The organism is Mesorhizobium sp. UC74_2 (genome assembly GCF_042701485.1).
GTDB lineage: Bacteria > Pseudomonadota > Alphaproteobacteria > Rhizobiales > Rhizobiaceae > Mesorhizobium.
Map to the genome: position 1 here is coordinate 4,586,851 of NZ_CP170562.1, position 12,234 is coordinate 4,599,084.

Annotated in this window: 14 protein-coding genes; 8 read left to right on the forward strand and 6 right to left on the reverse strand. The window is 65.3% G+C overall.

Translation table 11 applies throughout. The features are described 5' to 3' along the window. The first annotated feature begins 45 nt into the window (after window positions 1–45). Window positions 46–198, forward strand: coding sequence for a hypothetical protein (locus tag ACFJIU_RS22310; RefSeq protein WP_379063623.1), 153 nt, complete (start codon window positions 46–48; stop codon window positions 196–198). An 18-nt stretch (window positions 199–216) separates the two neighbouring features. On the opposite strand, the gene ACFJIU_RS22315 is transcribed toward ACFJIU_RS22310, so the two are convergent. Then, entirely contained in the window at window positions 217–957 is a 741-nt protein-coding gene (locus ACFJIU_RS22315; RefSeq protein ID WP_379063625.1) for an ArsR/SmtB family transcription factor, read from the reverse strand. A 106-nt stretch (window positions 958–1,063) separates the two neighbouring features. Between ACFJIU_RS22315 and ACFJIU_RS22320 the strand changes: the two genes are divergently transcribed. After that, a complete protein-coding gene (locus ACFJIU_RS22320; RefSeq protein ID WP_379063627.1) occupies window positions 1,064–2,029 on the forward strand; it encodes a DMT family transporter in 966 nt (321 codons plus the stop codon). Between the two features lie 195 nt (window positions 2,030–2,224). Here ACFJIU_RS22320 and ACFJIU_RS22325 read toward each other — a convergent pair whose 3' ends face one another. Continuing rightward, window positions 2,225–2,851, reverse strand: a complete 627-nt coding sequence (locus ACFJIU_RS22325; RefSeq protein ID WP_379063629.1) for a glutathione S-transferase family protein — start codon at window positions 2,849–2,851, stop codon at window positions 2,225–2,227. Continuing rightward, entirely contained in the window at window positions 2,851–3,219 is a 369-nt protein-coding gene (locus ACFJIU_RS22330) for a metalloregulator ArsR/SmtB family transcription factor (protein ID WP_379063631.1), read from the reverse strand. The genes ACFJIU_RS22325 and ACFJIU_RS22330 overlap by 1 nt, the downstream gene beginning before the upstream one ends. A gap of 217 nt (window positions 3,220–3,436) precedes the next feature. Between ACFJIU_RS22330 and ACFJIU_RS22335 the strand changes: the two genes are divergently transcribed. The 5 genes from ACFJIU_RS22335 (at window position 3,437) to ACFJIU_RS22355 (ending at window position 9,642) form a co-directional block, all read left to right on the forward strand. Continuing rightward, complete coding sequence (locus ACFJIU_RS22335; protein WP_379063633.1) at window positions 3,437–4,285, forward strand: ABC transporter substrate-binding protein; 849 nt, start codon at window positions 3,437–3,439, stop codon at window positions 4,283–4,285. Beyond that, window positions 4,282–5,412 carry an LLM class flavin-dependent oxidoreductase gene (locus ACFJIU_RS22340; RefSeq protein ID WP_379063635.1) on the forward strand — a complete coding sequence of 377 codons (1,131 nt, stop codon included), beginning with the start codon at window positions 4,282–4,284 and terminating at the stop codon, window positions 5,410–5,412. Before ACFJIU_RS22335 ends, ACFJIU_RS22340 begins: the two co-directional genes overlap by 4 nt. A gap of 4 nt (window positions 5,413–5,416) precedes the next feature. Further along, the gene (locus ACFJIU_RS22345) at window positions 5,417–7,246 is read left to right on the forward strand and encodes a TRAP transporter large permease subunit (RefSeq protein WP_379063637.1); all 1,830 of its coding nucleotides are present in this window, start codon (window positions 5,417–5,419) and stop codon (window positions 7,244–7,246) included. Between the two features lie 28 nt (window positions 7,247–7,274). Beyond that, a complete protein-coding gene (locus ACFJIU_RS22350; protein ID WP_379063639.1) occupies window positions 7,275–8,279 on the forward strand; it encodes a TRAP transporter substrate-binding protein in 1,005 nt (334 codons plus the stop codon). Window positions 8,280–8,448: 169 nt separating this feature from the next. Continuing rightward, window positions 8,449–9,642 (forward strand): MFS transporter, encoded by a 1,194-nt coding sequence (locus tag ACFJIU_RS22355; protein ID WP_379063641.1) that lies wholly within the window; start codon window positions 8,449–8,451, stop codon window positions 9,640–9,642. Between the two features lie 6 nt (window positions 9,643–9,648). Here the strand turns inward: ACFJIU_RS22355 and ACFJIU_RS22360 are convergent, their stop codons facing one another. After that, window positions 9,649–10,023: a hypothetical protein gene (locus tag ACFJIU_RS22360; RefSeq protein WP_379063643.1), complete on the reverse strand. Its 375-nt coding sequence runs from the start codon at window positions 10,021–10,023 to the stop codon at window positions 9,649–9,651. 409 nt (window positions 10,024–10,432) lie between these two features. On the opposite strand from ACFJIU_RS22360, the gene ACFJIU_RS22365 reads away from it, so the two are divergent. Then, window positions 10,433–11,179, forward strand: coding sequence for a Crp/Fnr family transcriptional regulator (locus tag ACFJIU_RS22365; protein WP_379063645.1), 747 nt, complete (start codon window positions 10,433–10,435; stop codon window positions 11,177–11,179). A gap of 273 nt (window positions 11,180–11,452) precedes the next feature. Here the strand turns inward: ACFJIU_RS22365 and ACFJIU_RS22370 are convergent, their stop codons facing one another. Then, on the reverse strand, window positions 11,453–11,779 hold the full coding sequence (locus ACFJIU_RS22370; protein WP_379063647.1) for a DUF982 domain-containing protein: 327 nt from the start codon (window positions 11,777–11,779) through the stop codon (window positions 11,453–11,455). Beyond that, a complete protein-coding gene (locus tag ACFJIU_RS22375; RefSeq protein WP_379063648.1) occupies window positions 11,776–12,030 on the reverse strand; it encodes a hypothetical protein in 255 nt (84 codons plus the stop codon). The genes ACFJIU_RS22370 and ACFJIU_RS22375 overlap by 4 nt, the downstream gene beginning before the upstream one ends. Between the last annotated feature and the right edge of the window lie 204 nt (window positions 12,031–12,234).

Below are 12,234 nucleotides of genomic sequence, written 5' to 3' on the forward strand. Positions count from 1 at the left end.
GGATGACCGTTCGTCTCCGTGAGGTCACCGCAAAAGGAGGTCCAGATGTTGCAGAACGAGATTTGGCTGCTTCTGCTCACCGTCGCTCCCATCCTTGCCGCCGGACTGGTCGGCTTCGCCATGCTCACCCGGAATGAGGACGGCGCGGCGGAACGACGGCACCACGACGCCGCGATGAGAAGGCTCTACCGGCTGTAGCGGCCGGGAAACCGCGAGTCACGGCCGCTCGGACGGCCGTGCCACTGCCGCGGCTATGCCAAGCTCATCACAGAAGAAACGCGTACCGGCCGAAGTCACCAGCAGGGAACGCCGTTTCGGCCCGGCCAGAAGATAGCCCTGCGTCAGCATCATCTCCGTCAATCGCGCGCCGAGATAACCGCCAAGGTGATGGCGGCGCTCTGTCCAGTCCAGGCAGAGCCGCGCGAACGGGCGGCGGGCAGGTGGCGGCAAAAGCGTGTGATCGGCCTGGCGCTCGTACCAGCGCCGGCCTTCTTCGCTGAGCTCGACGCCGTCCTGTTTCAACGCGAGCATGCCGCGTGCCGACAGGCTGTCAAGAACAGCGACGCCGAGATGACCAGCGAGATGGTCGTAGCACAGGCGGGCGTGGCAGAGCGCCGCGTCGTGGCGCAGACGCTGCGTCGGCGGGTGCGTCCAGTTGGTCAGGCCTTCCAGCATCTCGGCGACATCGCTCGACGCCAGGCGATAGAAGCGATGGCGGCCCTGCTTCTCGACAGCCAGCAGGCCACCGTCGACCAGTTGCCCAAGATGCAGGCTTGCCGCCTGTGGCGAAGCGCCCGCCAGCAGGGCCAGTTCACCGGCTGGCCGACGCGTGCCTTCGCTGAGGCTCTGCAGAATGGCCGCCCGTACGGGGTCGCCGAGAAGGGCGCCGAGTTCCGCGAGCGATCCGGGGACTTTTTCCATCGTCAGCTTCAACCCGCTTTCGTCGGTCCCGATCATGAACGACGGCGGCTTATAATGCTAAAGGAAATCCTGAAACATCGCGGCCATCCCTGCGCGCAGAGTGAGAGCCGCCTGCATGCAGGCTCATGGAACGGGTCGTGCGATGCAACAAGAAAAGCAGCTCGGTATCCTGCTGATCCTGGGTTCAGCGATTGCTTACAGCCTGTCCGGATATTTCACCCGGCTGATCGAACTCGATGTCTGGATGATGCTGTTCTGGCGCGGGATTTTCGGCGGCACCTTCATCGGCGCCTATGTGTGCTGGCGCCATCGCTTCAACATCCCGGGCGCTTTCAGGGCAATGGGCATGGCCGGTCTCTGGGTGACCGCCCTGTCGACAGTCGCCACCATCAGCTTCATCACCGCGCTTCGCCTGTCGCCGGTTGCCGATGTCATGACCATCCACGCCGCGATCCCGTTCCTGACTGCCGTCCTTGCCTTCGCCTTCACCGGCACACGCGAAGGCTGGGCCACCTGGGGCGCCAGCCTGCTGGCCTTTCTCGGCGTCGCCATCATGGTGAACCCGCAGGGTACGGCGGAACATCTTATGGGCAACGCGCTGGCCGGCATCATGGCGCTGTCCTATGCCGCCATGATGGTCATCATCCGCCGAAACGGGCACGTCTCGATGCTGCCGGCGGCATGCCTGTCAGCCTTCGCCTGCTCGCTTGTCGTACTGCCATGGGCCGACCCCGCCAATGTCGGCACGCCTGATCTGGTCGCGCTTCTGCTGTTCGGCACGGTGCAATTCGGACTGGGGCTTTTGCTAATGACACTCGGGACAAGGCTGATCTCGGCCACCCGTTCCGCCCTCGTCGGCAGCCTCGAAAATCCACTGGCGCCTTTCTGGGTCTGGCTTGCCTTCGGTGAGGCTCCGGCCCAGGCGACCTGGATCGGCGGCATCATCGTGATGACGGCGGTGCTTGGCGAGGTGCTTGTCAAATCCTGGCGCGCACCGGCAGGCAGCGGAAATTCGTCCCTGTCGGCGGAGAGCCTCAGTCCGGCAGGTCCAGGTTCAGAAGCATCACCAGGTAGAGGAGCCAGATCGCGGCCATCACACAGCCGATAGCGCCATAGACATACCGGGCGCGGCCATGGCTTAGAAAGGCCGCGACGAAGGAGAACAACGCGCCCAACGGCAACAAGAATATGATCGGCATTCCATGCATCTCCGCAGACCGTGACGCCGTGTCCGACGCCAACGGTCAGGATGTCAACGATGCCGCAAGGCGATTGCCGGGGATTTCGCACTCAAGGGGCGCGATCACGGCAGCGGGATCGCTCCGGTGACATGCGGCACCGCGTAGCCGCGGATCACCGCCGGCCGGGCGGCGAGTTCGAGATACCAGCGGCAGATGTTGGGGAAGTCGGCGAGGTCGACCTTGTGGCGCACGAAGCGCGACACCCAGGGCCAGATGGCGATGTCGGCGATCGAATAGTCGCCGGCAATGTATTGGCGGCCTTCGAGCCGCGCTTCCAGCGTGTCGTAGAGCCGGCGCGTCTCGGTGCGGAAGATGTCCTCGGCATAGGGCGCCCTGCCGGGATTGTAGGTGAGGAAGTTGTGGGCATGGCCGAGCGTCGGGCCGAAATTGCCGACCTGCCACAACAGCCATTCCAGCACGTTGAGCCGGGCAGCCGGCTCTTGCGGCAGCAGGCGCCCGGCGCGCTCGGCGAGATGGATCATGATCGCGCCCGACTCCATCAGCGTGCCGCCGTCCTCAAGCACGATGGCGGGGATCTTGGCCGAAGGGCTGACCGCGCGGAAGGCAGGCGTATCCTGCTCGCCGCGCGTGATGTCGACGGCATGCGCGCGGTAAGGCAGCCCAAGCTCCTCGAGCAGAATCGAGATCTTCAGCCCATTGGGCGTGATCCAGGTGTAGAGGTCGATCATCAGTCGAACATCATCTCGTCGACCGAAAGGCCGGAATTCATGGCGCGCCGGCTGGTGACGTCGTCGAGCCCGGCAAACTGCTCGCGCAACATGCCGATCAGACGCGCGACGCGGATGTCGGTCACCTGGTAGAGGATCGACTTGCCCTCGCGCCGCCCCTCGATCAGGCCCGCCTCCCTCAGCTCGCCGAGCTGCTGCGACAGCGTCGGCTGGCGAATGCCGAGCTCGTCTTCCAGCGTGCTGACCGAGCTTTCCTGCTCCATCAGGAAGCACAGGATCGCCAGCCGGTTCGGGTTGGCGAGATGCTTCAACAGCTCGCTCGCCTCACCGACGCTGGGACAGAGTTTCGGGGATATCGGCTTCGTCATGCATCCCGACCTTGATGATCTACAAAAAAATAGAATGACGCCGCCTGCCCGACAAGCACGGCACCATCTCCTTTGCGCGCCCGCAAAGGAAATGCCGTTGCGGGCGCGATCGGCGCGATAAAAATCCTTTCCACCCGATGCAATTGGCATGAGCACGCTCGGATTCATTTCATAAAAAAGTAAATTGATATGGCAATCCACAAATACGATAGAAATTATGAAGATAGGCGTTCACCCTTCCAACCTGCACCTGATGCTGGCCCGCTCCTGGCCCGGCGCCTTCGCATCGCTCGACCCGCAATTCGTGCTCTATCCCGAAGGCCGCGACACCGGCCGGCTGCTGCATGAGGGACGCATCGACTTCGGCGGCACCGGCTCGACGCCGCCGATCGTCTCGGAAGCCAATTCGCTTCGCGTCTCCTATCTCGCGGCGTCGGCTCCGCGCCCGGCCAATGGCGGCATCTTCGTGCGCAAGGACAGCGGCGTGCGCAGCATCGGCGACCTCAAGGGCAAACGCGTCACCCTGATCGACGGATCGTTCCACACCTATCTGCTGGCCCGCGCCATCGAAGGCGAAGGGCTGCGGCTGCCGGACATCGAGACGGTCGAGCTGAAGCCGGAAGACTCGCTCGACGCTCTGCTTTCCGACCGGGTCGACGCCTGGATCGCCATGGCGCCACGGCTCGAAAAGGCGCTGGAGCGCGATGACATCAGGCTGATCGCTCGCTGCGGCGACACCATCCCCAACCGCTCGGTGTTCTGGACGCTGGCGGGGCGCAGGAACGCCAACGACGCCGGGGCCGAGATCGCCGCCGAACTCGCCCGCGTCGGACGCGAGGTGGAGGCCGACCCGGCACGCGCCGCGGCACTGCTGGCTGCCGCGCGCATCGGCGATGGCGACGCCGGCGCCTGGGAGCGGGTGATCCGTTCACGCGACTTCTCGATCGTGGCGGCCAACGCCGCGATCCTCCAGGAACAACAGGACGAGGCCGATACGCTCTACCGCCACGGCTATCTCGACCAGCCGGTGCAGCTCGGCTCCAGCAATGAAAGGGTCCCGGCATGAACGTGCTCTGGTACATGTGCGCGCCGGATGGCGCCTATCCCTGGCAGCCGGAGGGCTCGCGCCAGGTCGACTATGGCTATTATCGCCAGCTCGCCCAGGCCTATGACCATCTCGGCTATACCGGTGCGCTGTTCGCCACCGGCGCGCATGACGTCTGGGTGCTGGCGGGCGCGCTGCTGCCCTATACGGAGCGGCTGAAATTCCTCGTCGCCATCCATCCGGGGCTGATCGCGCCAACGCTGCTGGCCAAGATGGCGGCGACCTTCCAGGAATTCTCCAAGGGCCGCCTGCTGGTCAACATCGTGTCGGGCGACGCCAAGATGCTCGGCGCCTACGGCATGACCATGCCGCATGACGAACGCTACGACATGGCGGACGAATATCTCACCATCTGGCACAGACTGTTCAGGGGCGAGACGGTCGACTTCCAGGGCAGATATTTCAACACGGTCGGCGCAAAGCTGGCGCTGCCGGTCGGCGAAAGCATCGCGCCGCCGCCGCTGTGGTTCGGCGGCTCGTCCGACAAGGCGCTCGACGTCTCGGCCAAGCATGTCGACACCTATCTGTCCTGGGGCGAGACGCCGGAGCAGATCAAGGCCAAGGTCGATGCGGTCAAGGCCAAGGCGGCGAGCCATGGACGCACGCTGGACTACGGCATCCGCCTCTATGTCATCGTGCGCGAGACCGACAGCAAGGCCTGGGAGGCGGCCAGCGACCTCTATACCCGCATGGATGAAAGGGCGATCGCCGCCAACCAGCGCTTCGTCTCGAACTCCGACTCGGTCGGGCAGCGGCGCATGAGCGCCATGCATGGCGGCGTCAAGCCGGAAGACCTGCGCGAACTCGAAGTCGCGCCCAACCTGTGGGCCGGCATCGGCCTGGTGCGGCCGGGACCGGGCACGGCGATCGTCGGTTCGCCCGACACGGTGATCCGCACGCTGGAGGCGTACAAGGCAGCCGGCGTCGACACCTTCATCCTGTCGGGCATGCCGCTGCTGGAGGAAGCCTATCGTTTCGGCGAAAGCGTACTGCCGCGCCTCGACGTCAAACGCGAGGTCTCCACCGCCAAGAACTTCACCTGGTCGACGCTGTTCGATCGTGACCTTTCCAAAGCGTCTGCGGGCTGACCCCATGAGCACGTTGGATCTTACGGCACCGGCCCCCGCCTCCGGCGCCGCACGACAGGCGGCGCGCCTGTTGCGCTGGCTGGAACAAGGACTGGGTGCGATCTGCGCGCTGCTGCTCGCCGTGCTACTGGTTGTGGTGCTTGCCACCGTGCTGCTGCGCTATGTCTTCTCCACCGGCCTGCTCGGCGCGGAAGATGCCGGCATCTGGCTGCATGTCGCGCTGATCGCGGCCGGCGCGCCGCTGGCCATCAACAGCGCGCTGGCGATGCGGCTCGACATCTTCGTGCGGCGAATGCCGGCAGCGGGCCAGCAGGCGGCCGACATCGCCGCCGACGTCTTTTCGGTGCTGACCGGGCTGGTGCTGCTGTTCGGCGGCGCCACCATCGCCGCCAGGCTGGGCGGCATCTCGCCATCGCTCGGCCTGCCGGAATGGATCCGTTTCGGTTTCCTTGGAGCGGGCGGCGGACTGGTTCTGTTGGCGCTGCTGCTCAACCGGGTGGCTGAAGGGCGAAGCGGCCAGTTCATCCTCTCCACCGTGATCGGCATCGCGGTTTATCTCGCCGCGACACGGCTTTCCTTCGATGTCGCCTGGCCGCCGAGCCTCGTGCTCGGCGTCATCGCCGGCATCGGCCTTGTCGTGGCGGCGCCGTTGCCGCATGCCTTCCTGGCTGCTTCCTACATCGCGATCCTGTTCGGCTCGACCCTGCCGGAAGCGGCGATCGTCTCCTCCACCGTCACCGGCCTGTCGAAGTTCCTGCTGCTGGCGATCCCGTTCTTCCTGCTGGCCGGCGGTTTCCTGACCATCTCCGGCGTTGCCGGGCAGATCGTGCGCTTCGCCGCCGCCCTTGTCGGCCACCGCCGCGCCGGCCTCGGCCAGACCGCGCTGCTGACAAGCGTGCTGTTTTCCGGCGCCTCTGGCTCGTCGGTGGCCAATGCCGCCTTCGGCGCCGCCACCTTCCAGCCCGAACTGGTCAAGCGCGGCTATCCGCCGGCACAGGCAGGCGCGATCATTGCCGCGACCTCGGTGCTGGACAACGTCATCCCGCCCTCGATCGCCTTCCTGATCCTGGCCGCCGCCACCAACCTTTCGGTCGGCGCGCTTCTGGTCGGCGGCTTCTTCGCCGGCGGCGTCATGGCCGTCTGTCTGGCTGTCGCCATCCACCTGACCGTGCGCGAGAACACCACACAACCGCGCGCCGATGCAACCGAGCGCTGGCGTTCCGCCATCGGCGCCATCCCGGCCTTCGGCCTCGGCGTGCTGGTGGTGGTCGGCATCCGTTTCGGCGTCGTCACCACCACGGAGGCGGCGGCATTGGCCGCCCTCTACGCGCTGCTGCTCGGCGTCTTTGCCCGCCTGCGCGCCGCTTCTCTTTACGAGGCGATGCGGCAGGCAGCGGTCGAGGCGTCGGCGATCGGCCTCTTGATCGGCAGCGCCGCGCCCTTCGCCTTCCTGCTCGCCGTCGACGACATTTCCGGGCTGGTCTCCAGCGTTGCCACCAGCCTTGGCGCCGGCGCGCTCGGCGTGCTGGTCGCCATCAACCTGATCCTGCTGGTGGTCGGGCTGGTGCTCGACATCGGCGCGGCGATCCTCTTGTTTTCGCCGATCTTCCTGCCGATCGCCGTTGCCGCCGGCATCGACCCGATCCATTTCGGCGTCATCCTGGTCGTCAACCTGATGATCGGCGGGCTGACGCCGCCGGTCGGCATGCTGGTCTATGTCGTCTCCGGCGTCACCCGCATCCCGGCGCCGACGCTGTTCCGCGCCATCCTGCCTTACCTGGCAGCCCTTCTCGTTTCCCTGGCGATCCTGAGCGCCTGGGCCCTCTTCTTCTGACCCATTCTCGAGCAACGGATGATCCCTCATGAGCAAGTTCATTAGCCGACGCAATTTCCTGCAGGCCACCGCCGCCATTGCCGGCGGCGCGCTGTTCGCACCGGCGATCATCGGCCGGGCGCAGGCCGCGACGAAGCTGACGGTCGCCTCGCTGTTCGGCGACGACAAGCCGGAAACCAGGATCTGGTTCAAGATCCGCGACCTCGTCGAGGCGAAGCTGCCGGGGCAGTTCCATTTCAACATCGTCAAGGACGGCGCGCTGGGCGGCGAAAAGGAAGTCGCAGAGGGCATAAGGCTGGGTTCCATCCAGGCCAGCCAGTCGACGGTGTCGTGGCTGACCAGCTGGGTGCCGGAACTGCAGATCCTCGACCTGCCGTTCCTGTTCCGCGACGCCGCCCATGTGCGCAAGGTCGTCGACGGCGATGTCGGCAAGGACCTCAAGCAGAAGCTGCTGGCGCAGGACTTCGTCGCGCTCGACTACATCAACTACGGCGCGCGCCACCTGCTGACCAAGGAAGAGACCGTGCGGCCGGAGCAGCTGCAGGGCAAGCGCATCCGCGTCATCCAGAGCCCGCTGCACACCAAACTGTGGAGCGCCTTCGGCGCGACGCCGATCGGCATTCCGATCACCGAGACCTACAATGCGCTGGCGACCGGCGTCGCCGACGCCATGGACCTGACCAAATCCGCCTATGCCAGCTTCAAGCTCTACGAAGTGGTGCCGTACCTGACCGAGACCGGCCATATCTGGGCATCGGGCGTCGTCTATTTCTCGACCGGCTTCTGGAACGGCCTCAACGACGAGCAGAAGGCCGTGTTCCAGGCCGCCGCCAGCGAAGGGGCGGCCCATTTCAACCAGCTCATCGTCGAGGACGAGGGGGTGTCGGTGGCGAAAGCCGCCGAGAAAGGCGGCCATGTCGCGCAGCCGCAGGACCGCGCCGCATGGGAAAAGGGCGCCAGGGGCGTCTGGGAAAGCTTCGCCGGAACGGTGGGCGGGCTGGACAGGATCGAGGCGATCCGGGCGGTGGCTTGATGGAGCGCCTTTATCCCCCTGGTGGGGGATAAAGGCGGGAGATAGAGGCGCCAAGCTTGCTTCGCCTCCCTACTCCAGAGCGGTCCGACATGGATACGCGAAGTGGACCTGTAAAAACCGCGAAACCTGGCAAATGCTAGGACCGCTTTTTCAAGAGGTTCCGGCCATCATGCGGTCTTCCCACGCCTATCTGCTGTTCATCGCGACGCTTCTCACTTCGGTCGGCTATGGCGCGACATTCCTGCTGACGATGCATTTCCGCGCTCTTGGCGGCAGCGAGATCGAGACAGGCATAACGCTGAGCGGGGCGATGGTCGGCACGCTGGTCGGCGTGCCGCTCGTCGGCTGGTTCGCGAACCGGCTCGGCGCGGCGCGCATGGCGGCCGTGGGTGCGGCGCTGGTCGCCGCCGGCTATGTCGGCCTCGCATGGATCTCGGCCGTCGCTCCCACGATCGTTGTGGCCGGGTTCTTCATCGGCCTCGGCTGGGGAACGTTTTTCCTGGCCGGGCCGATGTCGCTTTCCGTCCGCGTCACCGACAGCGACCGCGGCTTCTGGTTCACGCGCTATGGTGCGTTCCAGATGGGCGGCATCGGACTGAGCCCCATCGTCGCGACGGGGCTGATCGACCATCTCGGCCTGACGACGGCGCAGGCGTTCGAGGTCGTCGCCGCATCGACGGCGCTGGCCGCGCTGATGCTGGTGATCTTCGAGATCATCGCGTCCTACGACCGGCAGGCCGCCGCCGTGGCCAGCCGTGGAAACTGGGTGGCGGCGCTGCCGTCGATCGCACGCACAAAAGCGCTCTACCCGATCGTCATGGTGGGGCTGGGTGCCTGCGTGTTCAGCGGCGTGCTGACCTTCCAGACATCGCTGGTCGAGGGCACGGGGCTGGCGGCCAGCACCTATTTCGCCGCCTACGCCCTGACCGTCGTGGCCACCCGCTTCACCCTGGCGCCGATCGTCAACCGAGCCAACGGCGACAGAGCCTCCATCATCCTGCTCATAACGATGTGCGTGGGCATCGCGGTCGTCTTCGGGCTCGGCTACGGCGTTGCCGTCCAGATCGCCAGCGCGATCCTGCTGGGGGTCGGATATGGCCTGGTCTATTCGCTGATCCAGACGCAAGCCGTCAACGACGCGCCGGTGGAACACAGGAACGCCGCGCTGACCTGGTTCGTCATCGCCTATTTCGTCGGCATCTTCGGCTTCCCGACACTCGGCGCCTGGCTGATCGTCCACGCCGGCCTGCCATGGTTCGTTGCCGCCATCCTCGCATTTGGCCTGGCGGAACTGGCACTGGCATTCGCCCGCCAGGGCGGCGGCCTGATCTTTCGCCGGCCCAGGGCGGAGGTCTCCGGCTAAGTTGCCCTACAAACCGCGGTTCGGCACATAAAGGCAGAGCGAGCGTGGCGAGGCGGTCTGGCCGCCCGGCTTGCATTCGTGGAAGAACTCGTCGCGGGAAGGCCGGACGCGACGATCGCTGTAGGGGATGAGTTCTCCTGTCGAGAGCAGGTAGCCGTCCCGGGTTTCCTTCACGTCGGAGGCCGGGGCCTGGTAGCAGTCGAGCCCGGAACAGCACTCTATGTCGTAGCTCCAGCCGGCAGGCGCGTCATGCGCACCGGTGGTAGCGGGGAGTAAAGTCGCCCCGACCAACACAAGTATCCCCGCCGCGACATTGCAGCCGGGATAACGATCCACGGTTCCGGAATGATGCCCTTGCCGGGCCTGGCGTGGCTTCCACATCGCTGACCACCCTGGCAGCCCTGCTGCCTGTCATCTGCGAAACTGAAATACGCAACAACGCCAAAAAGATCATCGCTAACGCGCAACTCCGAAAAAGGTTCCACGAAGTCGAACGGCGCTCGACAGAATAAAACCGTATCGATGGGACCGGGTTATATTCTGCCGCGAAAGCTCGGTGCGGACGACCGGACAAGCTGGCCGCATCTTGTCTGACGCGATCCTTGCCGATGCCGCAGTGCTCCCGAATATTGCCTTCGGGGCCGGCCAGCCCGTTCTCCTTGACTGCGCCGACCGGGCGCAGTGAAATCTGCCAGCCCAACGAACGAGACGGCGCTCCGAATACCGATGAACATTTCCCCGCCTTTCGCGTTGGCTATGGAATGAGCCAGGCAGAGAGGACGCGATTGCCATGCACGGATCGCTCGACACGGTGGACAACAACCTGCTGCGCGCCTTGCGGCCGGATGACTGGGCCCTGCTGCAGCCGCACCTGGAGGACTGGTCGGCACAATCGGGAACGCTGATCCAGGAGCCGGGCGACACGGTTCGCCATGCCTACTTCCCGCGCGGCCCGAGCCTGATCTCCTATCTCGTCGTGCTCCGCGACGGCCGCGGCATCGAAACGGTGCTGGTCGGGCGCGAAGGTGCCGTCGGCGGCATCGTCAGCCAGGGGAAACTGCCTGCCTACGCCCGCGCCGTGGTTCAGGTCGGCGCGTCCTTCTGGCGGATCGACGTGCAGGATCTCGAACAGGCGAAAAGCCGGTCGCCGAACCTGCGCCACCTGCTGACGCGTTATGCCGACTGCCTGCTGGCGCAGATCTTCCAGTCGGTGGCCTGCAATGCCGCCCACTCGATCGAACAACGCACCGCCAAATGGCTGCTCGCCGCCATGGACCGGACCGGCAGGCATGACCTGACGCTGACGCAGGAGCACCTTGCAGCCATGCTGGGGGTGGGGCGCAGCTACCTTGCCCGCGTCTTCCACGACCTGCGCGGCGAGGGCATCATCGAAACGAAACGTGGCCACGTCGTCGTGCACAAGAAGGGCAAGCTCCGCTCGATCGCCTGCGAGTGCAATGCCGCCGTCACCCGCCACTTCGACAATGTGCTGAAAGGGGTCTACCCGAACGGACAGGACGAGGCGGAGAAACACTGAACGTCCTGGTCGGCGGGTCACTGCCGACGGCCCGGCGAAATGGACCCTGGCATGAACCGATCGACACTGGAGGCGGGTTGCCGAAGACTTCATCGGAGTGCTCCCAGCTTGCGCTGCCCTGCTCCCTTGCGGGCAGCGCTTCTTTTTGGAACGGCAGCCGGGCTGGCCAGTTTCAACAAGACTGGTGGTCAGTCCCTCCGACCACCAGAGCGCGAGCGCCGGCCCGGTATGTCCACACTCCTTACCGGGTCGGTACGTGCGGCCGGCGAGCGCTTACGGGTGCGTTGGCGGCAGGCCCTCCAGGGGATTGAAATTCTCCGGCTCGATGGCGGAGAGTTCCCGGGCAACGCGCTCCCGCAATTGCCGGCACTCGACGATGCAGCCCTGCGCCCGCGCCGCAATGACGAAGGCATCAAAAGCCGCCCGCGGCGTACACCAGCCCTGCCTGGCTTTCTCCGCCAGATGAGCGGCATTGCGGTAGAGTTCGCACTCCTTGTCCGGCCAGGCCATCGAGATGGCTTTGACCACGTCGTTCAGCCTTGCAATGTTGAGCTCATAGCCGCGTGCGGTGCGGAATGTCAGCGGCGTGAACGGGCTCATGATTGCGCCTCGGTTCGCAGCAATTCGCCGGCCGTCGATTTGCGCCCGAGATAGGCGTCGAGACATTCCCGGATCTCGGCTTCCTCGATCACCCCTTGCGCGAACAGGTCCATCGTCGCCCGCGCAAGGTCGGTGGCGGCAGGACTGCCGCAGTGGAAACCACGCTCGAAGCAGACGGCGTCGTAGATTTCCTTGAGGAATTTCAGGTCGTCGGGATAGGCGATACCACTGGGATGATGAGGAACCGGCATGGCTTCCTCCCTTCATTTGGGGCGGAAGCGCATGAGGCGCTTACAGTCGGCGATGCCCTGGTCAACTACCGCCGATGACGGAACCATGCGCCCGTTTCCGGCGGCCGTCTGTCCACAAGTGGACACAAGCGGTCACGTATGAAGACAGGACTATTCCTGTGTTATCAACGAGTTAGAAAATGCTGTGTCGACTGGCGCGCATTT